General features: G+C 62.5%; 33 protein-coding genes and 1 pseudogene. 21 read left to right on the top strand and 13 right to left on the bottom strand.

The features are described from left to right. Positions 1-14 precede the first annotated feature (14 nt). Positions 15-776, bottom strand: coding sequence for a pyrimidine reductase family protein (locus tag A5758_RS21465; protein WP_067744185.1), 762 nt, complete (start codon positions 774-776; stop codon positions 15-17). Between A5758_RS21465 and zapE the strand changes: the two genes are divergently transcribed. Continuing rightward, the gene (zapE, locus tag A5758_RS21460) at positions 775-1872 is read left to right on the top strand and encodes a cell division protein ZapE (protein WP_156622738.1); all 1098 of its coding nucleotides are present in this window, start codon (positions 775-777) and stop codon (positions 1870-1872) included. The genes A5758_RS21465 and zapE overlap by 2 nt on opposite strands. Here the strand turns inward: zapE and A5758_RS21455 are convergent. The 3 genes from A5758_RS21455 to A5758_RS21445 all read right to left on the bottom strand — a co-directional run bounded on the left by A5758_RS21455 (position 1850) and on the right by A5758_RS21445 (position 3694). Next, positions 1850-2350: a GNAT family N-acetyltransferase gene (locus tag A5758_RS21455; protein ID WP_067744179.1), complete on the bottom strand. Its 501-nt coding sequence runs from the start codon at positions 2348-2350 to the stop codon at positions 1850-1852. The genes zapE and A5758_RS21455 overlap by 23 nt on opposite strands. Beyond that, positions 2338-2862, bottom strand: a complete 525-nt coding sequence (locus A5758_RS21450) for a hypothetical protein (protein ID WP_067744176.1) — start codon at positions 2860-2862, stop codon at positions 2338-2340. Before A5758_RS21450 ends, A5758_RS21455 begins: the two co-directional genes overlap by 13 nt. Positions 2863-2947: 85 nt before the next feature. Continuing rightward, positions 2948-3694 (bottom strand): Clp protease N-terminal domain-containing protein, encoded by a 747-nt coding sequence (locus tag A5758_RS21445; protein WP_067744166.1) that lies wholly within the window; start codon positions 3692-3694, stop codon positions 2948-2950. Between the two features lie 51 nt (positions 3695-3745). Between A5758_RS21445 and A5758_RS21440 the strand changes: the two genes are divergently transcribed. The 5 genes and pseudogenes from A5758_RS21440 to A5758_RS26595 all read left to right on the top strand — a co-directional run. After that, positions 3746-4138 carry a DUF732 domain-containing protein gene (locus A5758_RS21440; protein ID WP_231987376.1) on the top strand — a complete coding sequence of 131 codons (393 nt, stop codon included), beginning with the start codon at positions 3746-3748 and terminating at the stop codon, positions 4136-4138. Positions 4139-4197: 59 nt separating this feature from the next. Beyond that, positions 4198-4515: a DUF732 domain-containing protein gene (locus A5758_RS21435; protein WP_067744163.1), complete on the top strand. Its 318-nt coding sequence runs from the start codon at positions 4198-4200 to the stop codon at positions 4513-4515. A gap of 136 nt (positions 4516-4651) precedes the next feature. Beyond that, positions 4652-6163 (top strand): sodium:alanine symporter family protein, encoded by a 1512-nt coding sequence (locus tag A5758_RS21430; protein ID WP_067744160.1) that lies wholly within the window; start codon positions 4652-4654, stop codon positions 6161-6163. Between the two features lie 81 nt (positions 6164-6244). Then, positions 6245-6586, top strand: coding sequence for a DUF732 domain-containing protein (locus tag A5758_RS21425; protein ID WP_067744157.1), 342 nt, complete (start codon positions 6245-6247; stop codon positions 6584-6586). A gap of 23 nt (positions 6587-6609) precedes the next feature. After that, positions 6610-6744 (top strand): annotated as a pseudogene (locus A5758_RS26595) (cytochrome c oxidase assembly protein); the annotation flags it as partial. 9 nt (positions 6745-6753) lie between these two features. On the opposite strand, the gene A5758_RS21420 reads toward A5758_RS26595, so the two are convergent. Both A5758_RS21420 and A5758_RS21415 read right to left on the bottom strand, forming a co-directional pair. After that, positions 6754-7674 carry a cation diffusion facilitator family transporter gene (locus tag A5758_RS21420; RefSeq protein ID WP_067199176.1) on the bottom strand — a complete coding sequence of 307 codons (921 nt, stop codon included), beginning with the start codon at positions 7672-7674 and terminating at the stop codon, positions 6754-6756. Between the two features lie 84 nt (positions 7675-7758). Next, a complete protein-coding gene (locus A5758_RS21415) occupies positions 7759-7971 on the bottom strand; it encodes a hypothetical protein (RefSeq protein WP_067744154.1) in 213 nt (70 codons plus the stop codon). 685 nt (positions 7972-8656) lie between these two features. Between A5758_RS21415 and A5758_RS21410 the strand changes: the two genes are divergently transcribed. The 6 genes from A5758_RS21410 (at position 8657) to A5758_RS21390 (ending at position 11914) form a co-directional block, all read left to right on the top strand. Then, the gene (locus A5758_RS21410; protein ID WP_082939809.1) at positions 8657-8962 is read left to right on the top strand and encodes a DUF732 domain-containing protein; all 306 of its coding nucleotides are present in this window, start codon (positions 8657-8659) and stop codon (positions 8960-8962) included. 375 nt (positions 8963-9337) lie between these two features. Beyond that, complete coding sequence (locus A5758_RS21405; RefSeq protein ID WP_156622737.1) at positions 9338-10081, top strand: hypothetical protein; 744 nt, start codon at positions 9338-9340, stop codon at positions 10079-10081. Positions 10082-10170: 89 nt separating this feature from the next. Further along, positions 10171-10401: a hypothetical protein gene (locus A5758_RS21400; RefSeq protein WP_067199165.1), complete on the top strand. Its 231-nt coding sequence runs from the start codon at positions 10171-10173 to the stop codon at positions 10399-10401. 129 nt (positions 10402-10530) lie between these two features. After that, positions 10531-10902 (top strand): hypothetical protein, encoded by a 372-nt coding sequence (locus A5758_RS21395; RefSeq protein ID WP_067744146.1) that lies wholly within the window; start codon positions 10531-10533, stop codon positions 10900-10902. Positions 10903-11165: 263 nt separating this feature from the next. Next, on the top strand, positions 11166-11309 hold the full coding sequence (locus A5758_RS26110; RefSeq protein ID WP_197504010.1) for a hypothetical protein: 144 nt from the start codon (positions 11166-11168) through the stop codon (positions 11307-11309). 104 nt (positions 11310-11413) lie between these two features. Next, positions 11414-11914, top strand: a complete 501-nt coding sequence (locus A5758_RS21390; protein WP_067744144.1) for a hypothetical protein — start codon at positions 11414-11416, stop codon at positions 11912-11914. Between the two features lie 81 nt (positions 11915-11995). On the opposite strand, the gene A5758_RS26590 is transcribed toward A5758_RS21390, so the two are convergent. Beyond that, positions 11996-12295, bottom strand: coding sequence for a hypothetical protein (locus A5758_RS26590; protein ID WP_082939795.1), 300 nt, complete (start codon positions 12293-12295; stop codon positions 11996-11998). A gap of 62 nt (positions 12296-12357) precedes the next feature. Further along, positions 12358-12537 carry a hypothetical protein gene (locus tag A5758_RS21385; protein ID WP_067744141.1) on the bottom strand — a complete coding sequence of 60 codons (180 nt, stop codon included), beginning with the start codon at positions 12535-12537 and terminating at the stop codon, positions 12358-12360. 173 nt (positions 12538-12710) lie between these two features. On the opposite strand from A5758_RS21385, the gene A5758_RS21380 reads away from it, so the two are divergent. Next, positions 12711-13043, top strand: coding sequence for a hypothetical protein (locus tag A5758_RS21380; RefSeq protein WP_067207827.1), 333 nt, complete (start codon positions 12711-12713; stop codon positions 13041-13043). Between the two features lie 501 nt (positions 13044-13544). Continuing rightward, entirely contained in the window at positions 13545-13718 is a 174-nt protein-coding gene (locus tag A5758_RS25930) for a hypothetical protein (protein WP_156622736.1), read from the top strand. Between the two features lie 130 nt (positions 13719-13848). On the opposite strand, the gene A5758_RS21375 is transcribed toward A5758_RS25930, so the two are convergent. After that, entirely contained in the window at positions 13849-14184 is a 336-nt protein-coding gene (locus tag A5758_RS21375) for a hypothetical protein (RefSeq protein ID WP_067744137.1), read from the bottom strand. Between the two features lie 518 nt (positions 14185-14702). Between A5758_RS21375 and A5758_RS21370 the strand changes: the two genes are divergently transcribed. The 4 genes from A5758_RS21370 to A5758_RS21355 all read left to right on the top strand — a co-directional run bounded on the left by A5758_RS21370 (position 14703) and on the right by A5758_RS21355 (position 17902). Next, positions 14703-15818 (top strand): site-specific integrase, encoded by a 1116-nt coding sequence (locus tag A5758_RS21370; protein ID WP_197504008.1) that lies wholly within the window; start codon positions 14703-14705, stop codon positions 15816-15818. Positions 15819-16013: 195 nt separating this feature from the next. Next, positions 16014-16193 (top strand): helix-turn-helix domain-containing protein, encoded by a 180-nt coding sequence (locus A5758_RS21365; protein ID WP_067744132.1) that lies wholly within the window; start codon positions 16014-16016, stop codon positions 16191-16193. Beyond that, positions 16190-17275 carry a DUF3102 domain-containing protein gene (locus A5758_RS21360; RefSeq protein ID WP_067744129.1) on the top strand — a complete coding sequence of 362 codons (1086 nt, stop codon included), beginning with the start codon at positions 16190-16192 and terminating at the stop codon, positions 17273-17275. The genes A5758_RS21365 and A5758_RS21360 overlap by 4 nt, the downstream gene beginning before the upstream one ends. 159 nt (positions 17276-17434) lie before the next feature. After that, positions 17435-17902 (top strand): hypothetical protein, encoded by a 468-nt coding sequence (locus A5758_RS21355; RefSeq protein WP_067744125.1) that lies wholly within the window; start codon positions 17435-17437, stop codon positions 17900-17902. 946 nt (positions 17903-18848) lie between these two features. On the opposite strand, the gene A5758_RS26105 is transcribed toward A5758_RS21355, so the two are convergent. Beyond that, positions 18849-19193, bottom strand: coding sequence for a DUF732 domain-containing protein (locus A5758_RS26105; RefSeq protein ID WP_067744122.1), 345 nt, complete (start codon positions 19191-19193; stop codon positions 18849-18851). A gap of 480 nt (positions 19194-19673) precedes the next feature. Here A5758_RS26105 and A5758_RS21345 point away from each other — a divergent pair, with 480 nt between their 5' ends. The 3 genes from A5758_RS21345 to A5758_RS21335 all read left to right on the top strand — a co-directional run bounded on the left by A5758_RS21345 (position 19674) and on the right by A5758_RS21335 (position 23146). Continuing rightward, entirely contained in the window at positions 19674-19994 is a 321-nt protein-coding gene (locus A5758_RS21345; protein WP_156622735.1) for a hypothetical protein, read from the top strand. A gap of 243 nt (positions 19995-20237) precedes the next feature. Further along, on the top strand, positions 20238-21845 hold the full coding sequence (locus A5758_RS21340) for a phage major capsid protein (protein WP_082939793.1): 1608 nt from the start codon (positions 20238-20240) through the stop codon (positions 21843-21845). 293 nt (positions 21846-22138) lie between these two features. Next, positions 22139-23146, top strand: coding sequence for a hypothetical protein (locus A5758_RS21335; RefSeq protein WP_156622734.1), 1008 nt, complete (start codon positions 22139-22141; stop codon positions 23144-23146). Between the two features lie 22 nt (positions 23147-23168). Here A5758_RS21335 and A5758_RS25925 read toward each other — a convergent pair whose 3' ends face one another. The 3 genes from A5758_RS25925 to A5758_RS21325 form a co-directional block, all read right to left on the bottom strand. Continuing rightward, the gene (locus A5758_RS25925; protein WP_156622733.1) at positions 23169-23546 is read right to left on the bottom strand and encodes a hypothetical protein; all 378 of its coding nucleotides are present in this window, start codon (positions 23544-23546) and stop codon (positions 23169-23171) included. A 96-nt stretch (positions 23547-23642) separates the two neighbouring features. Beyond that, positions 23643-24548: a hypothetical protein gene (locus tag A5758_RS26360; RefSeq protein WP_231987375.1), complete on the bottom strand. Its 906-nt coding sequence runs from the start codon at positions 24546-24548 to the stop codon at positions 23643-23645. Next, positions 24548-24823 (bottom strand): BrnT family toxin, encoded by a 276-nt coding sequence (locus tag A5758_RS21325; RefSeq protein WP_067744703.1) that lies wholly within the window; start codon positions 24821-24823, stop codon positions 24548-24550. The genes A5758_RS26360 and A5758_RS21325 overlap by 1 nt, the downstream gene beginning before the upstream one ends. Positions 24824-24869: the final 46 nt, after the last annotated feature.

Here is a 24869-nt window from a genome sequence, read left to right as displayed (position 1 = left end):
GTCGACCACAGTAGCTAGGCCTTGACGTAGCGGGTGTACAGGTAACCGGCGTCGTCGGTCAAAACGTGGGCACAGCGCATCCGGGTGAGCAGCTGGCTGGGGCCCGTCGCGATGCGCCGGGCCAGCCCGCCGACGATGTAGGGCGCGATGGTCAGGCAGAGCTCGTCGAGCATGTCGCGCTGGATCAACGAATCGAGCAGCATCGGCCCGCCCTCGGTCAGGACGCGGCGCATCCCGCGAGCGCCGAGGGTCGCCAGCATGACGGCCTCGTCGACATCGCCCGGGTCGCTCCCGGAGCAGTCGATCACTTCGCACAGGTCAGTGAGCAGCCGGCGCGCCGGGGCTGCGGCCGCCGCGCAGGTGAGGACCAGCGGTGGAACCTCGGTCCTGGTGAACACCGCCATGTCGCGGTCGAGGCGACCCGACTTGGTGACGATCGCCAGTGGCGGGACCTCGCTTTGCCCGCGGGCCTGCCGCTGCTGGCGCTGGGCGACGCTCAGCTGCGCGCCGGAATAGCCCTCGACCCGCACGGTGCCCGCGCCGACCACGATGACGTCGGCGAGCTCACGCAGCAGGTTGAAGACGAATCGGTCGCCGGGACCGCCCATCGTTCCGCTGCTGCCGCCGGAGGTGGCCCCACCGTCCACGCTGGTGATGAAATTGGCCCGCACCCATGTCCCGTCGGTTTCGGGGTAGCCGTAGAGCCGGGGGAGTTCACCGTCGTCGACTTCGCGTATCGATCCGAGCAGCGACAGCGGCGTCTCGGGAAGGGACATGAGGTCGATTGCAGCACGCCGTTACAGTTCTGGCATGCACGGGTCCCCGTCCACGCGAGTGGCGCACCTGGTGGATCGGCATCCGACCGTCTCGCCCGAGCGGTTGATCGCTCAATTGAGGCCGCCCCCAACGTTCGCCGACGTGAGCTTCGCGACGTACCAGCCCGATCCGGCCGAGCCGACGCAGGCCGCCGCCGTCGTGGCATGCCGGGACTTCTGCCGGCAGGCCGTGGAACGACGGGCGGGCCGGCGAAAAATGTTGGGCCGACGGGCGGTTCTGCCCGGTGTCGGGTTGTACCTGGACGGCGGCTTCGGCGTGGGCAAGACCCACCTGCTCGCGTCCGCCTACTACGAGCTGCCCGGAGACGGGCCGGAGTCGTCAAATCCCAAGGCCTTCGCAACTTTTGGGGAACTGACACAGTTGGCCGGGGTGTTCGGTTTCGCCGAATGCGTCGACCTGCTGGCCGACTACACCGCGGTGTGCATCGACGAGTTCGAGCTGGACGATCCCGGCAACACCACGCTGATCTCGCGGCTGCTCTCGTCACTGGTCGAGCGGGGGGTGTCGGTGGCGGCCACCTCCAATACGCTGCCCGAGCAGCTCGGCCAGGGCCGATTCGCCGCCCAGGACTTCCTCCGGGAAATCAACACGCTGGCAGGCATTTTCGCTATCGTGCGGATCGAGGGTCCCGACTATCGGCACCGCGGCTTGCCGCCGGCGCCGCAGCCGCTGTCGGACGAAGAGGTGGCCGAGCGCGCCGCACGGGTCGACGGCGCGACGCTCGATGATTTCGACGCGTTGTGCGCGCACCTGGCCACCATGCACCCGTCGCGGTATCTGACCCTCATCGAGGGAGTGACCGCCGTGTTTCTGACGGGCGTGCACGGAATCGATGACCAGAACGTCGCGCTGCGGCTGGTGGCGCTTACCGACCGGCTCTATGACGCCGGCGTGCCGGTGGTGGCCTCGGGCGCGAAGCTGGACACCATCTTCAGCGAGGAGATGCTGGCCGGCGGATACCGAAAGAAGTATCTGCGGGCCATGTCTCGGCTCCTGGCACTGACGGCTGGCGTCAACGAAGCACGTGGGTCATGACGAAGTCGTTCTCGCGCCCGGCGCCGACCTGAAAAGTCCGCGTGCCGCTGACCGTGAAGCCGCTCTTGGCGTAGAACCGCTGTGCGCGTTGGTTTGCCTGATTGACGCCCAGCCACACGCGGCGCGCGCCCCATTCGCGGGCCGTGGCCAGCGCGAGGTCCATCAGCGCGGTGGCGACCCCGCTGCCGTGGTGCTCGGGCGCAACGTAGATCTTGGACAGCTCGGCGGCGTCACCGTCGCGAATCAGCATGGCGTAACCGACGATTCGGTCGTCGTCCGCCGCGGTCAGGACCGCGCGTTGCGGATCGGCCAGGTATTCGGCGAAGCGGTCTGGCGACAGGTTGGCCTCGACGAATGCTGCGATGTTCGCCGGCGCCATCGATGCGGGGCAGGCTAACGGGAATGTGCGCGCGGCAATGCCGGCAAGCTGTTGAACGTCAACCGAGTTCGTTGTTACGACGCGTGTCAGAGGTTCCACTGCGCGAGGTGGTAGCCCGTCTTCTTGTCCAGCAACACCACGGTGGAGACGGGATCACGGTAGGCGTCCCAATACACCTCGCCGCGCACGATCGCCCCGTTCGGCGCGTTGGTGAGCACGTTGTCGAGGGCGTCGGGCGCATCGGTGGCTCGTGGCTTGTAGGCGTCGGCGAACGGGGTCACGCCGTCGAAGCTGAAGTTGGTGGCCATGATGAACGGATTGGGTACCCGGACCGCGCGGACGACCACGTCGGCACGCTCGACGGTGCTGCCCGGGAAGCCCTTATAGGTGCCTTCGCGCGTGTAGCCGAATCCGGGGGGTGGGTCACAGGGTGACACGCCGGTGACGGTGACGTCGGCAACGTAGGTGCCGGTGTCCACCCGCAGCGTGTCCCCGATGTGGCCGATCGGGGCATCGCCGGCCCAGGCGCGGGGAGCGGGAAGTCCGGCGACGGCGGTGGCGCTCGCCGCGGCGACGAGAAACGCGGACAGGACGACCAGCCAGCGGTGCATCTTCGCCTCCTAGCACCCTTGGAAGGGGACCATCGAATGATCGCACACGCGGTGAGGCGGCCGGGAGGGGTCAGACCACACCCGATCAGCCGTCCGCGCGGTCGGTCTTGCCGCCGCCGAGCGATTCCAGCGCCTTGATCAAATCGGCCTCCACACGGGCCTTGTCGACACCGCATCGGCGCAGCGGTCCCTCGTCGGAGGAGGCTTCCTCCAACTCGAGCAGGGCCAGCAGCAGATGCTCAGTCCCAATGTAGTTGTGGCCCAAACGAAGTGCTTCCCGGAAGGTGAGCTCGAGGACTTTGCGCGCCGGGCCGCTGAACGGGATGAGGTCGGGAGTCCCGCTGCTGGGCGGGGGCAGTTCGACCGCGGCGCGCAGCGCTTCGGTGTCGACCTTTTGCAGGTGCAGCAACACCGTGGCCAGCGCGGCCGGATCGTCGAGGAGGCCGAGGAGCAGGTGCTCGGGGGTGATCTCGTTGTTGGCCGCCTCGTGAGCGGCGTTCTGGGCCGCCACCACGGCGCCGCGCGCCCGCGGGGTGAAGCGGCCGAAGCCCTGTTCGGGGTCCAGGGTGGCCGGCTCGGCGCGCGGCACGAACCGCTTCTGGGCGGCCTGTTTGGTGACGCCCATGCTCTTGCCGATGTCGGTCCACGACGCCCCGGATCGGCGGGCCTGATCGACGAAATGCCCGATGAGGTGGTCGGCGACCTCGCCCAGGTGCTCGGCGGCCAGCACGGCGTCGGCCAGTTGATCCAGCGCGTCGGTGTGGACCGATTTGATGGCGCCGATCAGCTCGTCGAGGCGGACGGGGTAGGCGATGCGGGTCGGGTCGGGCATGCCGTCAACGATAGGTTGACGTAAGTGTGGCTGTCAACCAAAGGTTGACGATTGTTAACAATTGTTTCGCCAGCGGCGAACCGCCCGCGCGTCTGGGACGATTTCGAATTTATGAAGCTTGTTCTGACGATTTCCAGTGTTGCGGCCGTGATTGGCTTGGCCGTTCCCGCGCACGCCGACGACACCGACGACGCGTTCCTTGCGTCGCTGAATTCGGCCGGCTTCACCTATAACGACCCGGCGCAGGTTATCCAGGCCGCCCACTACGTGTGCTCGGCGGCAGGCAGCGGCACGGCGATGGCGGATATCGCGAAGGCGATGACCTCCAAGGCAGCCGCACTGACCGAGGAAAAAGCGGAGAAATTCACCGCGATCGCGGCGAGCGCCTACTGTCCGGACGCGATCTCGTCGACCACCACGACGACCGCGACCGGCAGCTCCTGAGCGACCGATCCGCGCTACGAGATGCGGGCCGGCCGCAGCTCTGGAACGATCTGTGAGCCGTGAGGCTACTTCTGATTTCGCTCGGTGTTGCGGCCGCGATCGGCCTGGCCGGTCCCGCGCGCGCCGACAGCAGCGACGACGCATTCCTCGCCACGGTGCACGCGGCGGGCCTGTCATATTCGGACCCGGATCAGGCGATTACGTCCGGCAGGTCGGTCTGCAAGTTGGTGAGCGAGGGCTCGCAGCTTTCGGACGTCGTCCGGATGATTCAGATGCTCAATCGTGGGCTTCAGGGGGACGACGCCACCCGGTTCGCGGCAATCGCCGCCAACTCGTATTGTCCCCAAGCGCTTTCGGCGCCCACCGCCGCCTCGTAGGGGTGGACCCGGTGGCGAATGTGATGCGCTTTTTACATATCCGCCCGCTAACGGCGAGTGAACGAAACCTGTAATCAACAATTCGCCCATACCATTTCGGCGACGGACAGCGGCCGTAGTCGAAAGGAAGCAGGGGTTGGACTTCCTTCAGCAGCAGTTGGTCGAACCCCTTAGCAACATCCTCAATACGCACGTCTTGATCTATTTGCTGATCGGTGGCGGCATCTATTTCACGGTGCGCACCCGATTCATTCAGATCCGCTACTTCGGGCGCATGCTTCGCCAGCTCCGCCGAGCGCGCCACCACGACGACGGCGGGATCTCGTCGTTCCAGGCGTTCTGTGTGGGTCTCGCGTCGCGGGTGGGCACCGGAAATATCGCCGGCGTCGCGATCGCGCTGACCGTCGGCGGGCCCGGTGCCGTCTTCTGGATGTGGGTGGTGGCAGCGGTCGGCATGGCCACGGCGGTGATCGAAGCCACCCTGGCCCAGATCTTCAAAGTCCGCTCGGACGACGGCGCCTTCCGTGGCGGTCCCGCGTTCTACATCCAACGCGGGCTGCGGTCACGCGCAGGCGGCGTCGTGTTCGCCATGCTGTTGGTGGTCACCTTCTCCACCGCGTTCAACATGGTGGAGACCAACGCGATCAGCGGGGTCTTGCAATCGTCGCACGGCATCGGGCTCGGTTGGACGACAGTCGTTTTGGCGGTGCTGGCGGCGCCCGTGCTTTTCGGTGGCGTGCGACGGGTCGCCCAGTTTGCGGGATCCGTGCTTCCGGTGGTGGCGCTGGTGTACACGCTGCTCGCGCTGGGAATTGTGGCCGTCAACATCACCGAACTGCCGATGGTGATCAAGGAGATCATCGGCGGCGCATTCGGAATCCGGCAAATGGCAGGCGGTTTCGCGGGCGGTGTGCTCGCCGCGATGTTCACCGGCGTCAAGCGCGGCCTGTTCGCCTGTGAGGCGGGGATGGGCAGTTCGCCCAATATCGCCGGCGCCGCGACCGTGGCACATCCGGTGGAGCAGGGGCTGATTCAGTCGCTCGCCGTGTTCGTCGACACGATGGTGATCTGCACGGCGACGGCATTCATCGTGCTGCTGTCGGGTCCTGAAACCTACAACCCGGCCCGCCTGGGATCGATTGCCGGTGCGAGCCTGACGGAGTCGGCGGTCGCCGCCGATCTCGGTTCGTGGACCACGGTGTTGATGACGGCGGTCGTGTTCGTCTTCGCGTTCGCCTCGGTGCTGAGCAATTATGTGGTCGCCGAGGCCAATCTGTTCTACCTGGGCGGCCGGCGCCTGGCGGCCAACGTGCTGAAGGTGGTCACGCTGCTGTCCATCATCTTCGGGGCCCTGGCCAAGCTCACGTTGGTATGGGCGCTTGCCGATCTGACCATGGCGGTGATGGCCATCGCGAACCTGCTCACCATCTGCCTGCTGGGGAAGTGGGCGTTCGCGGCGCTCAGGGATTACCACCGGCAGTTCCTGCAAGGCGTCGCGCCGGTTTTCATTGCCAGCCAGGCAGGCCTGCCCGGCGTCCTCGACGGCGACATCTGGGAACCCGCGGAGCGCCGGCAGGTCGGAGCGCTGCCCGACGCGTTGACGCTGCGCCGCCCCGCCCTGCGCTTCTCCCGCGCGCCCGCGGCGTAGCCGCGGGGCCGGGGGAGAGTTCACCCGCCGTTTGCCCGGCGAGGTGCTATTCCCCAACAGGTCTGCGACAATCGCTGCGTTATGCGATTTCTACTGGTGCTGACGAGCGTCGCCGCAATCGGCCTGGCCGCGCCCGCGTATGCCGACATCGACAACGATCAGGACTTCCTCAAAGACCTGCGCGACGCCGGCATCACCTACCAGGACGGCGGCAACGCGGTCACCATCGCCAAGTCGGTGTGTGACCTGCTCGACAACGGACAGTCGTCCGCGGAGGTCGTGACGCAACTCCGCAACCAGAATCCGGCTTTCCAGGGTGCCAGCGCGGCCAAGTTCACGTACCTGGCTTCTGCCCATTACTGCCCGAAGTACATCACCGGCGAGGACCGTGGCCCCAAGCCCGAGGGGCAACCCGGCAACTGAGCGTCGGCGTCTAGACCGCGCCCAACGAGAAGGCGCACGCGGCGCGGGTGGACACCGAGTTGGACAACGCGGAAAGCGCCGAGGACCAAAGCGTCGCACCGTCCGGGCTGTGGTGGGAAAACGACCCACAGCTGCGGGAGCGATTCCGCCGGGACTGAGCGCGCGCTTTAGGCGGCCCGCGCGGTCCAGGTGAAGTTGTGCATCTCGGGGATCTTCGGCGCCAGGGCGGCGGCAACCAGGCGGCCAGTTTGGTCGGCCGCGGCCAGGGGAGTCTCGGGGGAGAGGAAGCCTTCCACCTCGACGCGCAATGTCCGGCCGGTCCAGCGGGCCCGGGCGTGCGCGTGGGTGACGCCCGGCACCGTGGCGGCGACGGCCTCGGCGGTCGTGATGATGTCGGGGTCCACGCCGTCGAGCAGGCGGTGAGCGATGTCGGCGGTCACCTCCCAGCCGACGTGGCAGATGAATCCGGTGACGACGATTCCGGCAATCGCGTCGGCCCAGGCCCAGCCGAGCGCCACCCCGATCAGCCCCAGCATCGCCCCGGCCGATGACAACGCGTCCAGCCAGGAGTGCTTGGCGTCGGCCACCATGGTCGCCGAGCGAATCCGCTTGCCCACCACCAACTTGTAGCGGGCCACCAGCTGATTGCCCGCGATTCCCACGATGGCCGCGGCAATGCCCCAGCCCACGTATTGCGTGCCGCCGTGCCGGAGCAGCTTGTTGATGCTCTCGTAGGCGGCGACGGCGGCGCTGCCCCAAATGACCAGGGCCACACCGATTCCGGCGAGGTCTTCGGCGCGTTCGTAGCCGTAGGGGTAGCGCTCGGTGGGGACTTTGCGCGACGCCCGAAAGCCGACGAACACCAGGATGCTGGTGGAGACGTCCGACAGGTTGTGTAGCGCGTCGCCGAGCAATGCCACCGAGCCGGACAGCAGCGCGATGGCCAATTCGATGAGACCGGTCAGCGCCAGGCCGACGGCGCTGACGGCGACAGCCCGGTTGGCCTGCCGGCGCTCGGCCGCATCGTCGGTGACGGTGTCGAGGGGAAAACTTGCCGCGGGGTCACGGACGCCGTTGACGATGTGCATAGTGCAAGCATGCCCGATCGAGGGCCGGCGCCACACCCGTGGCATCGTGGCTGGTCCACACGCGCCGATCCTGACGCGCTGGAATCACTTGTCCTGATCGATGCGGGGGGCCTGTTCCCGCGGTGAGCGATTGCGCCTCGGCAGCAGGATGAGCATCACCGGGAACCGCAGCCGCGCGTCGCGGTGGGAGATTTCGAGGAACACGGTCTCTATCTCGAGGTTTCTTATCGGTTGTCGTTCCATCATCAACCGCGTCCGCAGGGAGTGCGGGGCGCTCAGCCACTCCACCAAATTCATGCCCGCGACTGTACTCCTCTGGCGAAAGCCGTTGCAGCGCAGAGTTGTTGAGCGTGCATGACCCCAAGTAGTGCACGTCATCGCGCATTCAGCTGGGCGGTAGGTAGGGGTACTTGGTCCCGTTGACTTTGGCTCGCGTCACCGCCGATTGTCAGGAATTCTCCAGGTCTTTAACAGGACCGCGCGACTAAAATTCATAACGTGAACGCGCAGGCCGAAGGCTAGCGACAATCGCCTTGGTGGATCCCCATTCACCGGAACCGCGATGAGGAAGTCGGCAGCGATATTTATGGCCGTTGGGGCATTAATGCTCAGCGGGGCCACCGCTCACGCTGACAAGCCCTCACCGGGTCCCACGCCGCCGCCCGGGACGCCCAAATGCCTGACGTTCGATGGCCCCCAGCTGAACTGGCTGCCCTGTGGGTGGACCACCGATGGCCGGCGATGGACGCCGCCGCCTCCGCCGCCCGCTCCCTGACTGGTGGCCCGCTAATCCGGGGACCCCGGCGATAGGTGCTCGCAAATCCGAATATTCAGCTTCCCATAAGCTGCATTTTCCCTGCATTTCCTATTCTTCTTATTCCTCCCGCATGGGAGCCGGCCCTGACGGCATCGTCGCCGGCGTGAGAAAGGAACAGGATCCATGCAGCTTCCTCGTTGGTCGGCACGGCTGGTCGCCCCCGTCATGGCGTTCGCGGCTCTGTTCGCGAGCGCCGCGATTGCCGCCGCGGATCCACTCGATGACGCCTACCTCGCCCAACTGCGCGCCGCGGGATTTAGTTGGCCGCCTGACCACGACGCCGCTCTGACCGGGATGGGTCGCCTCATCTGCGACGATATCGGCTGGGGCTGGACGTACGACCAGATCGCTCAGAATGTGCACGCCGACCTAGATCCGAGGAACGTGACGCTGGGAGACGTCCAATCCATGGTGAGCATTGCGCATGCGACCTACTGCCCGCTTCAGCGGTGCTGGGCGGAGCACTGCTGAGCTTCGCGGGGCCGGGGTGGGACCAGACTTCTTGCGGAGGCACCGGCTGGGTGAAACGCGAAATCGCTTGTCAAGGGGCTAGGTTCACGCCGCGCGCCGCCAGCGCCATGTTCGCGGAAGGAAACTCGCGGGGCTGATCGTCAGTTGGCAGGCCGCTCGTGCGAAGAAGGGCAGTGCGAATGGCGACCGTTGGCGCCCAAGTTTATCTTTCCCTAGGTTCCTTCGGCCCTAACGGGCCGGCGGCATTGCTGATGGCCGCGAGTTTTCCTGAAGGAATTGCGGCTGGAGTTCTTACTGCCATTCCAAACACATAACGTTTGCCGCTGGTGTAGCGTCCCGATCAATTTCATAGGGACGTGGCAGAAAGACCGGGCAATGAAAGCAGCAATCGCGGCCGCAACGGCAGCCGTATTTGCGTTAGGTCTGCCCACTGCCGCGCCGGCCCACGCGGATACGACTGCGACCGTCAAAGCACAGACCACCAACCGGATGAACGGCCCCAACATGAAGGCGGGCCAAGAAGGCGTTTACAACGCCGGCCAGGTCCTCACTCTCGTGTGCCATGCCGCGGGCGACCCGGTGAAGGGCTTCTTCAGCTACCAGATTGCCAATGGGGGCTGGGACAGCCTCTGGTACAAGACAACTGACGGCCATTACGTCGCCGATGTCGACATCGACACACGCACGCTCGATGCCCTCGGTCCGGACTGCGGCGGGGGCGGGGGAACGCCCGCTTCAGCGGCCGGTGAAGACACGGCCGCCCATGCTCTGGCGTGGGCTCGCGACCAAATGGCCGCTGACCCCAATAACACGGTCCAATGCGAGGCATTCGTCGAGCAGGCCTACAACCATGCGTTCAGATATCCGTCGGCGATGGATGCTTTCAACGACTTCAACCGTAAAGGGCAGATCCACACCAACGCCGACAACATTCCGGAGGGGGCCCTCGTTTTTACGAGCAATCCCGGATTCGATCACGGCACTGGCCACGTCATGCTCAGCGAGGGCAACGGCCAGTACCTCACCGCCAACTACTTCACTCCGCCGCACATTCGGGAAATAAGGCCAAGCCCCAACGATTCGCAAAACATCTTTCTCGGTTGGGCGTATGCCCCGTAGTTGCTGAGGTCGAGGCGCACCGGCTTTTAGACTCCGCCGGGGCCAAGACCAGTTCCGGGGACGCCGCGGCCTGTGGTACTTACGACCACATGAACAATCCTTCGCCGGGCCCGGGCTGGTGGCTGGCCTCCGACGGCAAGTGGTATCCGCAGCAGTGGGAATACACGTGGGATTACCGGGAGGGGGACACCGCCATGGACGAGATGAAGCTGAGGGCGGACGAGCTGGGGCGGCTGGGGTGGGAGATGGTCGGACTCGACGCCGACCACCGCGGAGCCTTCTCTGTCGCATGCTTCTTCAAGCGGCCGATCGCACCGTAGGCCCGACGCACTAGATCGATTCGGGCCCACACGAGTGAGGCGTTGCCGGCACAAGTGGGTAAACAACCCAGTAACGCGGCGGGACGCGTCGGTTGTGCGATCAGGTCACTAGTCGGAAGGCGGCAGCAAATGGTTCGTCAAGAGGGCGGCCGGTGGGACGTCGGCATCAAAGACAACGCGGTTTACCTTCAGCGCGTCTCGGAGGGCGACGAGCGATTATTCGACGACTCGCTGGACTCTGATGAAGCCCGCAAACTTGCGGAGCTCTTGACGAAATTCGCCGACAAGCTCGACCGCTCCGACAAGTCCGAGGATTCCGACGAGGACAAGGACTCGAAGGACAAGAAGTCGAAGGATAAGGACTCCAAGGATAAGGATTCGAAGGACAAGGACTCCAAGGAGTCGAAGGACTCCGACGACGAAGACGACGACGACGAAGACGAAGACGAAGACGAAGACGAGTCCGATGACGACGAAGACTCCGACAAGTCCTCGGATTAGGTGCCGCTAGACGCTGCGGGCCCATCTCCGACCTAGAGAACTGAGGGATGCGCGCCGGGAAAAGCGAAGGTCACCGACGGGTCAGGGCCTTCCAATCTCCTAGCTGCACAAGCTTTCCGCGCGTGGCCGCGGGCGCCCTGCAGGCCGTGGGAGGATGGCGGTGATGACCACGGTATACGCAGGATTCGCCGTTTCACTGCTGCTGATGGGTCGAGCATGCCGCTGAAACGTGTCGACGAATTGGAGCGGGGGACAAGATCCGGATGAAGATCGGACATGCCACCATCGTCGCGACTGAACCGCTTGACGACGGCCGCACCCTGCTCACTTTTGCCTACGGGACCAAAGCCCCAGCGGACAACGATCTCACGGTGGATGTCCTGAATCCTGACGAGTGGGGTTGGTAAGGCGAGGACCAACGGGGACGTCGAAGGAATTCGCCGAAAAGCTTGTCGCCGATAGCTCTGGGTACGACCATTGGGGAAATGGTCAGGGACTCGGAGGAGAAACGATGGCCTCGGGCAGCTTGAAAATCTTCGTCGGTTTATGCGCGGCGTCGCTCCCGATCGCCCTGTCCCTTTCCCCGACTGCCTTCGCCGACAACCCGTCCTGGAACGGCCAGTACGCGATCACATTCATGGTTGGGCCGAAGGCCGGGACCAGCATGGCGGTCGGCAACCCTGAGGTGCAGCACACCGAGACCTACGGTCTCCGCTCGAGCTGCACGAACGGAAAGTGCGTCGCCACAATCGTCAGTGGCCCTCCGCCAAGCAACCCGACGGTTCCGCAGCCGGTTCAATTCACGTGGGATGGAACGGCCTGGTCACAGACCAACGATTTTCAGTGGGATTGCATGATGCCCGACACCACGATCCAATGGAATCCGGCGCGAGCCACTGTGCGGTACACGCCCCAACCCGACGGGTCGCTTGACGGGATCATGCACACCGACATCTTGAGCGGGGCGTGCCAGGGCACCATCGACATGGACATGAAGGCCGAGCGCGTGTGAAATCCAGATTCGGCCATAAAACGTTGGCGCATAGCATATTTCAAAAAATGAGCTGCGCTTGTCCGGTGATTTCCGGGGGCGCTAGTGCGGCCGGTTGGCCATGAAGCACTGCACTCGCTTAACCGCGTCGTTCGGCGCGACGCCCATTTCCACTAATCTTGCCGCTACTTGGTTAGAGGGAATTCCACCATCGAGATCCGTCGCTATGACATGAACGCTGGGAAACCAATCTTCTGCACTCACCCCCGGCGGCGGGGGCTTCGCATCGCCGCCTAGGCATTGAACGTAACCATTGACGCCCGTGTCAGCGTGAGCCGGCGACGCCCCAATCGGCACGACGATGGCCATGCCGACCGCCGCAGCGACATAGATGAAACGCATGCTGCATTATCGCCGCGTTCACGCGTTCGCGGAAGACCTGAATTTAGACATCAGCCCGTTGACTACTGGTTTATCTGGCGCTTGCCGAACCAGGCCCGGTAGCCCATCAACACGGCGAGGCCTCCGGTACTGATCAGGCCCAGCGTCGTGCCGTGGGTGCAGACATTCAGCACGAAGAGGGCCAGGAATAGCACAGCCATCAGTGTGTAGAGGGCCCGGGCGTAGCCGGAGTTCGTCTTCACGCGCGCATTCTCCCTGTCGTGGCCTGTCCTGGGATCAGCATGCCAGTCATCATCCCGTGTCAGCCGCACGTAAAGGCAGAAGCGCACCGTCCCTGAGAATGTGGTTCAAGAACGGGACCGCGGGGGTGTGCGCCAGTCGCGAACGCCGCTCGACACGATGAGACCATGGGCGGATGACCACCCAAACCTGCATGGGTTGTGGCCTCAAAACCCGCTATTCGTATGGGCGCACCTGCATGGGTTGCGGCCTGGAAACCCGTTACTCGTACGCTCGACGTTCGGATCGTCTCCCGCGGGCCGCAGAGGCGTCCGCGGCGCTGACGAGAATCATCAGCCTAAGCGGTCGGCATCCCACGGCCGCGCTAGCGGTGACGGTGCCGAGCGTGATCATCGGCTTAGCCGCGGTCGCCACGTACCCGTTCGTGTTCGTGCCGTTGCTGGTTCTGCTCAGCGTGGCTTTGGTGGCTTCAGCCCGCTACGAGGAAGCCCGCAACCCCTCGAAGTAGGTGGTTTGTCGGAGGTGGCACCCAATTTCAGTAGACAGCCATCCGGGCGATACCAGTGAGTCACCACGTGACACCGGTGTCTTGAATCGCAAGATCCCAGGTACCCAGACGACTTCCCGGCTCAAGAGCCAGCGCATTAAACCGACCCCCTCATTTCAAGCGCCCCATGGGGTTTCGCGGCGGCGACAGTCCCGTCGACGTTCTCTGCCCAGACTGCTGAAAGTTGAGACGTGACAAGGTGCTTGAACGCTTACAGGAGCGCGAGAACCCGGCCAGGAAGGGAGCCCGCAATGACGAGAACCGACTTGGTGCATGAGGTCAGCGCTCGGGAGGACAGCGCCACGTAACACTGGTCGTTGCGTCGGCGTACCACCAACAGGGCAGAGCGGGCAGACGCCGACGAGCTGGTGTCGAAAGTTGGTCGTTCGCCCTCCCCACACCGGCACGTGATCGACCGGGGCTGACGGCGAACAAATCCTTCGCTGACATCGTGTCTTTGGTATGAAGTTCGCAATGATCGCCGCGCTGGTGTTCGCACCGCTGGCGCCGGCGCCGGGTGACCAGTGCCCGCTGGGCGCACCACCCGCCACAGACGGGCAGGGCAAGCAGATGGTGTGCGTGCATCATCACGAGTTGAACCACACAAACATCTGGGAATACCCACCTGACAACTAAAGAGGTTGTCCTTCTTGGATGATTCACAGCCCATAGGAGAATCTGATAGGTCTCTCCGCTGGCTCGTTGCCGCCGGCGACAGAAAACACGGCTACTGCTGCCCGAAATGCTGGGCTAATTGTTGACGGCTTCAGTGTGTTTGCGAGGCTTGCACTTTCCGGGTCAGAACCGGAGCGTGATTGGGCGGTGCGACCGGCCGGTGGGGATTCGTGCGCGCCGGCGCATCACTGACGACGATTTTCCCGCCGGTGCAGGTAACGAGCTTGCCGCCGACGATGACGCCCTGGCCCTCGTCGATCGGGATGTCGTAACCGTCAGGGTCGGTGTAGTGACATCCGCTGCTCGGGCCGGTGGGCCCGTTGGGCTCGGCGTAGGCGGTGGCAGGGGCCAACGCGGCGATGGCCAGCGCGCCAAACAGCGTGGCAGCGTAGTGGATGCGAGTCGGTTTGCGGGTGGTGTTCTTCATGGTGATCTCCTTTTAGGCCGTTACAGCCCGTCCTTCGGGCTGCATTCATAGACCTGGAGCAACCAGGAGCACCGAAAGGGACACTTTCCCTGGAAGAATCGCGAGGGCTGGCTCACAACGCGAGGGCTTATGAAGCGACCGGGCCGTCCCAAGGGAGAGTGCGGGGCGGCCGATCAATTACTCAGACGCAGCGTTAGGGCGATTTGGTTCCACTGACTCGGACAACTCCCGTCGGCGCCTGCAGGCCAGTCAGTTCACGCTCAGTTCACGCACCGAAAAATCGGGGAGCCTCGGAACCATATTTGACGTGCATAAACGCTGGTGCGCGATACTGGGATTGAAGTAGACGCAGCAAACAAGCGCAGCTATACTCGTGACATGCGGAAGCCTGCAAAAAAGCCCATCTGACCTGCACAGATAGTGATGCAACCGTGCATACGCGTGTATATTGGTGAGTAGCTCTGCAAACCTTTGAATATTGGGGTTGTTGTCAGCGCATCGTCAGCGGAGGGGTCGAGTTGAGTAAGCGCGCCAAGCGTGGCTTCGCCGCCGTATGGCAGCAGAAATCCGGCCGCTACGCCGTGCGGTACACGCTGCCTGACGGCAAGAGGGTGTCAGCAGGGCGCACGTTCGAGCACAAGAAAGACGCCGAATCGTGGGCTGTCGACAAGCGCCGTGAACTTGAACGCCGCCAAAGCGGTGAGCGCGAGCGCGTCACCTTCGAGGCCTACGCGACGACCTGGCTGGCGAACCGGCACGTCGCCGGCCGGCCGATCAAGCCCCGCACCCGCGCCCACTACGACAGCATCTTGAAAGATCATCTGCTGCCGACGTTCGGAGCGCGGCAGCTCTTATTGATCACCCCGAAAGACGTCCGCGACTGGCACGCATCGACCTTGGTGAATAAGCCGACGATGCGCTCGCACGCGTACAGCCTCCTGCGGACGATCATGCACAGCGCGGTGAACGACGATCTGATCGATGCGAACCCGTGCCGCATCCCTGGGGCTGGCCGCACCAGCAGGGTGCACAAGATCAAACCCGCCAGCGTGAAAGAACTTGCGACGCTGACTGCTGAGATGCCCGAACGCTTGCAACTGATGGTGTTGCTCGGATCGTGGTGCGCGCTCAGGTTCGGCGAGACGATCGAACTCCGGCGCAAAGACATCGACCTTGATGCCGAAGTGATCCGCATCCGGCGTGCGGCAGTGCGTGTCAAAACAGATGCGGGTGTGGCGTTCCAAGTGACGTCGCCGAAGAGCGACGCCGGGATCAGGGACGTGTCGATCCCACCGCACATCGTGCCTGTCATCGAAGCCCATCTAGCGAACCATGTTGGCGAGTCTGACGATTCACTGCTCTTCCCAGCAGGTAACGAGCGGCATTTACAGCCGTCGACGCTGATGCGGCACTGGTACCGCGCACGTGCGAAGGCGAACCGTGGCGATCTGCGCTGGCACGACCTCAGGCATAGCGGTGCGGTGCTCACCGCCGCAACAGGAGCCAGCTTGGCTGAGTTGATGTCCCGGCTCGGGCACAGCACCCCGCAGGCGGCGATGCGATACCAGCACGCCGTCGCGAGCCGGGACAAAGAGATCGCCCAGCTACTCTCGAAACTCGCCGCGAACAACTGATATGCTGCGATCGAAATTGAATACCGCAATGTAAAGTTTGAAGACTTGATCGTGCGCTGGTGCTAGGTCGCTAGCGAAGAAGCCTGACCCCCTGGGGATGCCCAAGTTGGAGGGGACGGGAGATCCAAACAAAGCACAACAGCTTCTTGTTGTGCGCGTTTGATCTTCCCAACCTCTGAAAGGTACACCAGCGCGATGGAAGGCCAACCTTCTCGTCAGTACTACACCGTCAAAGAATTCGCCGAGCTGACTTTAACGTCGAAAATCACGGTATACCGGCACATTTGGGATCGCACGCTACCCCACATCAAAATCGGCAACACCATACGGATCCCCGCGAGCGCCCTCGACATCCTCGACGGCGGTGTGGCATGACCGGCACTTGGGTGATCACCCACGACACCACCCATAAGGATGCGCCGTGCGTCGTCTATTGGCGGGGCGCCACAGACAAGTACACCAGCACGCTGGACACGACGGTGTGCTGGTTCACTTCGAAAACCGCTGCGATCAACGCGTTCCGCCTGAGGTCAAATCAGCGGATGACGAAGCAGTATCGCGCCGTGCGGCTCTCCGATGAGGAGGCGGCGCTCGTATCACCTGGGGTTCTACCGGCTCGTCTCGCCGGGGTCGCCTCGGTCGATGAGGGGCGGGAATGGCGCGACGCTCAGCAGCACGACGTGTGGGACCAGCAGCAAGCCGCCGAGGTCGCCGCCCTCGTACGAGCGGAAGAACCGTCATCATCTGATGTCGCCGTGTGCGACGAGATGGTCGAGGGCGGGATCGTTGATGATCTCGCGACACTGGCGGATGAAGCGAACCGCTGTCACGCCGCAGCTGAACTCGCTGTGATGAACGCGGTTGAAGCCGCCTGGCGCTCCGGTTTGGCGCTGCGTGCTGCGAAACCGCAACTGGCGCATGGGGAATGGCTGCCTTGGCTGAAAGCGAACTTCAACGGATCGCAACAGACCGCTAGCCGCTATATGCGGCTCGCTGAAAATTACTCAACCGTGAGTAATTTGCCCTCCTCGGTGGCGAAAGCGCTGGAGGTGTTGAACCCCCCGAAAGAACCCGCCCCCGACCTTGAGCAGCATCACAGCGACGAGCAAGAGATCACCGCACAAGACTGGGAAGATGTGCCGCTGCCGTTAGATGAGGCCGGCACATCAACCGGCGCAAGTCTGATCGGGGGCAAGCCGAAACCGGCTCAGCAACCGAAACCACCTCCGTTCCTCCGGGATTTCGAAGCCGCGATGATCCTTATTCAAAAGGGTGCCCTCGCAGCACAGCTGCTCGTCGACGACACCCCGAAATGGGAGGCGCACCGCGCCCGCCTGGTGTTCGAGCAGCGCGAAAACTTCTTCGAGGCGCACCATCTGCTGGAGAAGCTGCTGCCGGTGTTCAGCAGCGAGCAGATGGATCTACTCCTCGAAGGAGTCGCGAATGATGTTGCGTGACCCGAAAGTTGGGGCGCGCGCCACGTGCACCCCAACCCGAACCGATCATCTCGTCACAGAAACCAGTCGTGACGAGTCTAACGCCCACAACGGCGGTGCATGATGGCGCGTCGTCAATACTCCCGGCGCCCCCTTGGCTACTCCGAATGGGCACCCTTCTTGGCGCTGCCTGACACTGCGCAGAACCTGTACGGATGGCTCGTCACGATGCGCAACATCTCGCAAGCCGGGATACTCCCGATCCAGTTGAGACGCTGGGCGGCGCTATCGAGCAACGGCACACCTGAGCGAGTTATCGAGAACCTCGAAATCCTTGAAGCCAGCGGGATCATCGTCATTGATTGGCAATCCGAGGAACTACTCGTCACGACATTCATCAGCGACGACAAGATGGGCAACATCAAGGCCGAACGCGGAGCCCTCGACGAATGCACAAACAGCCCGCCGTTCTTCGCCCCGTATCTCGCACGTGAACTACGCGCGATCCGTCGTCGCTTTCATCCCGAGAACGACGCCTACGTCGACATGGTGCTCGACTACCTCGACCAGCGCACACAACCACCAGATGATCCGGAAAAAATCTGCGACGCGGAAAAACCAGAACATGAACATGAACACAGAACATGAACAAGAACGAGAACTTGTCCGATCGATCGACGATGAATCGTCGACTGATCGTCGATCACTCGTCGATCAGTGAGCAGCAGCGGATGGGCCGCGTACGTGATCGCGGCATGCAAATGCACCCCTACCCGCATGTGCTCGTTCTGTGCGCACTGGCTGCTGGCACACCTCGCCCCACAAAGGATCTCGCGATGACTCAACCTCGATGTCCGTCGTGTGGCGCTCGGACACGGCAGCGTCGCCACCCGAGTTACAGCAGCGGCGACTTGCTATGCGATCGCTGCTACCTAGAGCGATTGCGTGTCCTGGCCAAGCATCTTGACGAGTTGAATCACCCACCACCAGAAAGGAACCCATCATGAGCGGCGACCTCTCATATAGTGACCCCGAGCTGGCACCGCAAGGCTACGGCTGCGAAGGAATGCTCTCAGTCAGTCGGGGTGTCTGGAGGGACTGTGAACGCCCCGCCCGATGGCGAGTGAAATTCAGCGGTCCCCGCGGCGACGGGAACAGCTACTACTGCGACATGCACCTGCACGACAACGAGACTGGACTGGCCTGACGTCGTGGCGAAAACGGGCGCGTCTAACTTAGACGAGCCAAGGGTGAAAACCGAGGAGCGCCAGGCTCAGACGCGCGAAACGCTGTCTGTAGCGGCGTCACCAAACGCAAACCAGTGCAACGATGCACTCATGCGGTATCAAGCCTGTCAGGTCTGTCACTCGGGATGGGCTGCGCCAGAGTCGATCCGATGTGGCGACTGCGGCGGAGCACGAACACCCACCACCAAGCGCAAGCAGACCCGCGCACCCGTCTACGAGCACCCGAAAAACGCGGCCAGAGTGAGCAGCGAGCCGGAAGTGCTTACGGCGAGTTGGCAGACCCCCGCTGGGCGCGTACGACTCAGGGCTTGTCTAGCGTTTGCTGACGAACAGGCGGAGGCCTCTCATCATCCTCCCTTGCAGAGCCACACTCTTGCCGCTTGCGCGATTATCACCGCCTGCGACATCGTGATTTTGCCGTTGTTTGACTGCCATAAATTCCGGGCGGCGGGCGTGATGTCCCCCCCGGACGCGCTATCCGCACATGTCGATTTGCCTACGTCGATGTCGTTGCCTGCGTTCTTGCCGGAGACGTCGAAGCCGTGTTGCTGAAGGATTTGCAGATACGTAAGTTCAGCGTGGGTGCATGAGGAGTCGCTGAGGCTGCTGCAGCTAGCGCGGGCAGGAGCGGGTAGCCCTAGCGACAGCATCGCAGCGGCCAGCACGGCCGCCGCCGGGATTTTCATCATCATGAGTGAACACCTTCTTTTCAAGCAGCCTGCTTGCTTGATTACAAGCAAGCTAAGCCGCCGAGGCGGTGATAACCAGTGTCGAAAGTCCCGTGAGCACGAGGTCGATGGTCCATTCGCCGGCGCTGTACGGAGGTATGCGCGCGTAGGGAGGGTAGCAAATTTCGCTAGCTTCGCCAGGCGACCGTATGTGCACGTTGGGGGGCTGTCCATTTCGCTGAGCAACGTCCCTCTCGACTGCTAGGCACTCTAGATTTTAGCGAGGGCCGTCCTGGGGTGACAATGTTTGCCGGTTCGGTGACAGGGGCGAAGCGTCCGTAGCACGGATCGCAATTCACTGCGTTTGACGTGCAAGATTGTGGATTGTTGGGTTGTTAGGCGGTGTTTCGTCGCGCGGTGTGTCTGCCGAGGTGCGCGGGCTCGCGGAGTCCTAGCGGCTTTCTTCATGCGGGAGGTCCGTGGGTGCGGCGTTACCGTGCAGTTGTGGATGATGTTGTTCGTGCAGGGATGCGCGCCGCGTTGCAGTGGTCGTATCGAGTCGTCAACGGGGAGTCGTTTGATCTCACCCAGGCTGAACATGTCGCGCTGCTTTGTTCGTGGGTTCGGACTCTAACGAGGAATGCTGATGACGTTGAGCAGTTTCTTGCGCGACAGTTAGCTTTCGCCACCGAAGAGCTGATGGTCTCGCTGATGGCGCGCTGCGCTGACGTGGATGATGTGTTGAAAGGCGATCTCGTGGCGGATATTGCACGCTGGCGTGAAGCGGTTGATGACTTCTCGGCGGAGCTGGCATTCGATGGATAACCGGCGTCGAACGCTGGCGTGCTGCTGGGGGACTCGCGTTACGACGTGACGCTGCGTCGTTGCGTGTTCTACAATTCTTTTCGAGTTACGGACGCCGTGCCTGTGTTCGCCGCCGCCGCCGACGTTAGTCCGCCGCCGCCGTGAACATTTAAGCTCCGCTTTCGTGATCAGCCGAAACGCGTTCGGCGGTAATCTGTTTCCTTCGCTGCGCCTTTTAAGGAGGCGTGTCATTTGCATGCGCACATGAAATCTGTTGACGCCGCTATCAGTCCGGGTGATGATCCGGGAACATTCGATCTGTTGCTGAGTGATGACTCGTTGGATCGGGATGGTGACAGGCTTTGGGCATATCAGTGGATTGACCCGTTGCCGAAGACGATCTCAGTCTCGGTCAATCATTCTCGTGACGTCAGTGATGTCGTAGGTAGCGGCTCGCCGTACATCGAAGCTGATGGGTCGCTTCGTGTGCACGGCAAGTTCGCATCGACACCGTTGGCTCAGTGCATCCGGAAGTTGGTGTGCGAGGGCCATATCCGGAGTGTCTCTGTCGAGTATCTACGCGGTAAGAACGGCAACGAGCTTGTCGGCGGCAGTTTTGTGACCCTGCCGGCCAACCGCAACGCCCGCGTTCTCGCGGCCAAAGCATTAGGAGAAGCCACCATGAATGACAGTCATCACCTGAACAGGTACGAACTGGACCTCCGCGCTCTTGAACAAGAGTTCGGCACCAAAGTCTTCGCAGGCGAATTGACCGAAGAGCAGGTCCGCGAGTACGAGAAGCGGCACGAGGATCTGCGCGTGAAAGCGGCGAGCTACCGGGTCGCGTGCAAGTTCAACCCACCGGGCAGTGCCCCGATAGCGCGACGCTCCCCAGAGCTGCGCGACAAGCATCGCGCTCCAAACGTCATCCTCGATGACGCGCAGTGCAAAGCGCTTTACGACAAGGCGGCGATGGGAGAGGCCGCTCAATTACGGTGCAAGGAAGTCGGTTTCAACGATACCGTTGAGGCGCAGATACCGCCCGAGCTGGCACCGTGGATCACAAAATGGGTTCACGAGAAGCGCATCATCGACCGCTTGCCATCGGTAGCGTGCACCGCGCCGAGTTACGAAATCCGAAGGCACGTCAGCACCAGCGGGGCTGCGGCTATCGTCGGTGAGGGGCAACCGAAGCCTGAAGTCAAGTTGAATTTGGACAACATTGTGTTGCCGATGCTCAAGCTGGCTGCCCACTCGGCGGAGAGTTGGGAAACTATCAGCGACAGTGACGTTTTCACACAGTACCTCCAACAGGAGTTGCCGTTGCGGATCGTGGATGTAGAAAATCAGCAGGTACTCTATGGTTTAGGAACCGACTCCAACGAACTGCTGGGACTCGCCAACACGCCCTACATCCTCACGCACAACTGCGCCGGGTCGACCGGCACCGAATATCTCGACGATGTCGAAGAGAGTATCGAGGAGATGCGCTCAGCGCAGGCACTCGCCGAACCCGACTTGTTCATCGTCAGCCCGACATCATGGTCAGCGTTGCGCCGGATCAAGGACGATCTGCACCGCTACATCTTGAGTGCAGACCCTTCATCCGCTGAGGCGCAGACGCTTTGGGGCGTGAACGTCTTGGTGACCACCCAGTGCCGGCCCGGTGACGGGTTCCTGCTCGACACCGCCCGATTCGGGAAAGTAATTATCCGCGAAGGTATTACGATCCGGCAGGGTACCGCCGAGGATGATTTCATCCGGAATCTGCTGCGTTGGGTCTTCGAGGAGCGGCTGAATATCGGTGTGGAACGGCCCAGCGCCGTGCTGATGCTCAGCAACCTGCCGGTGACCGTCTCACCCGGAAGCTAAATTGGATCGTCTTCGGTGTTGTGGCCGCGTCAAACCGCGAGTTTGAGTTTCTTTGTCCATGCGGCAAGGACAAGCCATGACGCCAGATATTCCGGCTGAGCTGTACCTGCGCGACACAGCACCGAAGACCTGCGATCACCCAGCGGGTGTGCCCGTAGTACGGACACACGAATCGACACGAAACCTACCACCCCCCAACGGTTCTAGTGGACTAGAAATTTTCTGTGCTGTGATCAGCTATGACGCATACGGACGCATGTTTCGCGTGCAGTACGCGAAATGGACCGTGTAGCTTGAACGTTCAGATCGGTATGAGCACCAATACCCGCCATAACGGCATCACCCCCGAGTCGCTTGGACTCACCCCCGAGCAGGCGAGGCTACTGGGGCGCCCATCGGGAAACATCTACTGGGTGCGTCTCGCCGTACTACGAGCGATGCAACGCCACCAAGCTGACGGGACACTTCCGACCAGTGGACGGTTCATCTTCTACGAACTCGCGCAGGACCCCACCGTGCCGGAGGTGCAAAAGGGGACTGAAGCGCAGTGGAAGAGTCCGCGCAAGCCTGACCGTGATGTCGTGTACGCGCTGCGCGATCTGCGCAATCTCGGCTTCGTTGACTGGGCAGATGTCAAAGACGAAACGCGCGAGATGACGTGGTGGCGCACCGCCCCATCGATCGCGGAATATGTCGCGCGTGAAGTCGATTACGCTGCGCTGAGTCCATGGCGGATCACCGGCAAACCGGCACCGTTGATCATCTGCGAATCCCGCTCACTCGCCGGAGTGCTGCGGGACGTATGTGCTGACTACTGCGTCCCGTTGGCGTCGACGAACGGCCAGTGCAAAGGCTTCACCGTTACTGAGATCGCACCTTCTGTCGACGACGACAGCCACATCCTTTACCTCGGTGACTACGACAACGGTGGCCGTCAGATCGAAGCGAATACCCGCCGGATCGTCGAAGAACACAGTGGATGCATCCCCACCTGGGAGCGATTACTGCTCACGAGAGAGCAGGTGTTCGACACCGCCAACGACCAAGCCAACCCGCTGCCGTGGATCCGCAAGAGGGACAAGCGCTACGAAGAGGGCGAAGACATCGGCGATGAAGGATCAGGCGGATGGTTCACCACATGCGAGTGCGAAGCCCTCGGGCAGCGTCGCATCATCGACATCCTGCGGGGCCGTCTCGACGAGCTGCTCGCACCGACCACGCTCGCTCAGGTACGTGAACGCGAAGACGAGCAGCGGCGCGAGATACGTCGCCGCCTGCGTGAACTCACCGACGACGAGTAGCCGAGGAGGCAGCGGCGAATCGCTACACCGGGCTTTCGGGAAGGCCCCACTCCTCGCTCTCGATGCGAAAAACGCGCTCCTCTAGAAAATTCGGTATCTGCCCTACCCGAGCTTCAGGTGGCTGTTGGCGCAGGTTATCCACTCTGCTGACCGCCCATGATGGAAGCTCAATTCTTAGCCGCCGGAACCACTCGTACTGCATCGGATCAATGACGGGCAGTTCAGACTCCGCAGGTGGAGGCAGACCCCGATCAGCGTGCTCCTTTATCCGCGCGAGACGGTGAGTTTCAGCAAGGCGCAGCTGGCGGATCTCCGCGCGCCACTGTTGAATCAGACGAGAGCGTGCGTCTTGCCTGACTCGTCGTTTCTCGACACGCCACTCAACCAGCGGTGTGGTCATTGTCCCGATAGTTGCACCCACTGCGCCGACAGCTGCGCCAGCGAGCGTCAGCAGGCCAGTGACGAGGTCAGATGCCATGACGTGTTCTGCGCCCGGCTATTCCGGCTTATCGCGGAACATCCCACCCAGTCTGGTCTGCGCGTCGTCGAGGGCCTTCTTTTGCGCTTCCCATTGGCGTTCGAGCATGTCTGTGATCGCCTTGCGTCGATCCTCCCACTGCTGTTCGAGCCGATCGGCAAGCGCTTTGCGTCGAGTCTCGAAGTCGTCTGCGATCTTGGCGCCGAGCTGCTGCTGCTGCTCGAACAGTTTGGCGACCGACTGCCGCTGAGCCTCAAATTGCTGCTCGATCCGGTCTGCGATTGCCTTCTGTTGAGTCTCCCACTGCTTAGTGATCTGGTCCTGGATGGCCAGCATCCGCTTCTCGCTCTGCGCCATCAGCTCGTTCACCTTCTCGGTAAACCCCGTGCTCGGCTCTTCGGTCATAGTCTGCTTCTTCCTTCCTTTTGCTCGCATCTCCTGCAGTTCATTGATGCGGGTTTTTAGTTGCTCGTCATACTCCCGGAGTCGCTCGGGCGACTGTTCGTAATACTCCCGCGTTCGTTGCTCGTCGCTGGGGATCTTGAAGTCAGCGTTGGGGGGAAGCAGTTCGTCGCCGCCGTGAACGAAACCGATTGCCACTGTCTTAATCCTGTCAGCCAATGCCACCAGCGTCGCAAGAGGCTGAGCTTCGGCGTCTTCTTCGGCGACAAGCTTCAGCAGCGCCTCACGAGCAACAGTCGATGCCGGCAGCCCGCGAGCTTCGGCGATCCGCTCAATCGCTGCATATTCATCAGGGTTCAGTCGCACTTGCAGCACCTTGCTACGCGCATTGCCGCGCGTGACTTTGACATGCTCAGGAATCGGCTTCACCGTCTGGTCTTGTTCGCCCGCTTCGGCTTCGTCGCCGATCTCAGCAAGACGCTCTACGCGACGTCGCTCGTCGAGAGTCTTCTTTTTGCTCATCACGGCCCTCCTTGCTGGTAATGCTGGCGGTCGCGTCTGTTCGACCTCCACGCGTTCGCGCCGTAGACGATGTCGTCTTCTTCAACGGTGATGACGCTCAGAACATGCTGGGCGCTGATCGAATAGCCAATGGTGCGTATCGAATCCCCGCTCTTGCTGTTGTAGTCGGGGGCGAACGTGACCGCGTTCGGATCGTCTAATGCTTCATCGGCTTGCTCTGGCGTCACGTCGTGTTTGGCGATGATGTACTCACCTCGGTGAGTCCAGTCAGCCATGCAGCGAGTGTAGTACACACTGTACTACATTTCCTATGCAACGTGA

Origin of the sequence: Mycobacterium sp. 852014-50255_SCH5639931, assembly GCF_001665605.1 — a bacterium.
GTDB classification, from domain to species: Bacteria; Actinomycetota; Actinomycetes; order Mycobacteriales; family Mycobacteriaceae; genus Mycobacterium; species Mycobacterium paraffinicum.
The sequence above is the reverse complement of the archived record's forward strand: the minus strand, read 5'-3'. Positions and strand labels throughout refer to the sequence as shown.

Bases quoted from the DNA above. Each gene is read 5' to 3' on its own strand.
- A5758_RS21400 (WP_067199165.1), top strand. From the start codon at position 10,171: ATGAACAATCCTTCGCCGGGCCCGGGCTGGTGGCTGGCCTCCGACGGC.
- A5758_RS21465 (WP_067744185.1), bottom strand. From the start codon at position 776: ATGTCCCTTCCCGAGACGCCGCTGTCGCTGCTCGGATCGATACGCGAA.
- A5758_RS21445 (WP_067744166.1), bottom strand. From the start codon at position 3,694: ATGCCCGACCCGACCCGCATCGCCTACCCCGTCCGCCTCGACGAGCTG.
- A5758_RS21415 (WP_067744154.1), bottom strand. From the start codon at position 7,971: ATGAATTTGGTGGAGTGGCTGAGCGCCCCGCACTCCCTGCGGACGCGG.
- A5758_RS21450 (WP_067744176.1), bottom strand. From the start codon at position 2,862: ATGCACCGCTGGCTGGTCGTCCTGTCCGCGTTTCTCGTCGCCGCGGCG.
- A5758_RS26360 (WP_231987375.1), bottom strand. From the start codon at position 24,548: ATGAGCAAAAAGAAGACTCTCGACGAGCGACGTCGCGTAGAGCGTCTT.
- A5758_RS21360 (WP_067744129.1), top strand. From the start codon at position 16,190: ATGACCGGCACTTGGGTGATCACCCACGACACCACCCATAAGGATGCG.
- A5758_RS25930 (WP_156622736.1), top strand. From the start codon at position 13,545: ATGAAGTTCGCAATGATCGCCGCGCTGGTGTTCGCACCGCTGGCGCCG.
- zapE (WP_156622738.1), top strand. From the start codon at position 775: ATGAGGTCGATTGCAGCACGCCGTTACAGTTCTGGCATGCACGGGTCC.
- A5758_RS26105 (WP_067744122.1), bottom strand. From the start codon at position 19,193: ATGATGATGAAAATCCCGGCGGCGGCCGTGCTGGCCGCTGCGATGCTG.
- A5758_RS21375 (WP_067744137.1), bottom strand. From the start codon at position 14,184: ATGAAGAACACCACCCGCAAACCGACTCGCATCCACTACGCTGCCACG.
- A5758_RS21420 (WP_067199176.1), bottom strand. From the start codon at position 7,674: ATGCACATCGTCAACGGCGTCCGTGACCCCGCGGCAAGTTTTCCCCTC.
- A5758_RS21410 (WP_082939809.1), top strand. From the start codon at position 8,657: ATGGCGTTCGCGGCTCTGTTCGCGAGCGCCGCGATTGCCGCCGCGGAT.
- A5758_RS21395 (WP_067744146.1), top strand. From the start codon at position 10,531: ATGGTTCGTCAAGAGGGCGGCCGGTGGGACGTCGGCATCAAAGACAAC.
- A5758_RS21380 (WP_067207827.1), top strand. From the start codon at position 12,711: ATGACCACCCAAACCTGCATGGGTTGTGGCCTCAAAACCCGCTATTCG.
- A5758_RS21340 (WP_082939793.1), top strand. From the start codon at position 20,238: ATGAAATCTGTTGACGCCGCTATCAGTCCGGGTGATGATCCGGGAACA.
- A5758_RS21325 (WP_067744703.1), bottom strand. From the start codon at position 24,823: ATGGCTGACTGGACTCACCGAGGTGAGTACATCATCGCCAAACACGAC.
- A5758_RS21390 (WP_067744144.1), top strand. From the start codon at position 11,414: ATGGCCTCGGGCAGCTTGAAAATCTTCGTCGGTTTATGCGCGGCGTCG.
- A5758_RS21425 (WP_067744157.1), top strand. From the start codon at position 6,245: ATGCGATTTCTACTGGTGCTGACGAGCGTCGCCGCAATCGGCCTGGCC.
- A5758_RS26590 (WP_082939795.1), bottom strand. From the start codon at position 12,295: ATGCGTTTCATCTATGTCGCTGCGGCGGTCGGCATGGCCATCGTCGTG.
- A5758_RS21405 (WP_156622737.1), top strand. From the start codon at position 9,338: ATGAAAGCAGCAATCGCGGCCGCAACGGCAGCCGTATTTGCGTTAGGT.
- A5758_RS25925 (WP_156622733.1), bottom strand. From the start codon at position 23,546: ATGACCACACCGCTGGTTGAGTGGCGTGTCGAGAAACGACGAGTCAGG.
- A5758_RS26110 (WP_197504010.1), top strand. From the start codon at position 11,166: ATGAAGATCGGACATGCCACCATCGTCGCGACTGAACCGCTTGACGAC.
- A5758_RS21365 (WP_067744132.1), top strand. From the start codon at position 16,014: ATGGAAGGCCAACCTTCTCGTCAGTACTACACCGTCAAAGAATTCGCC.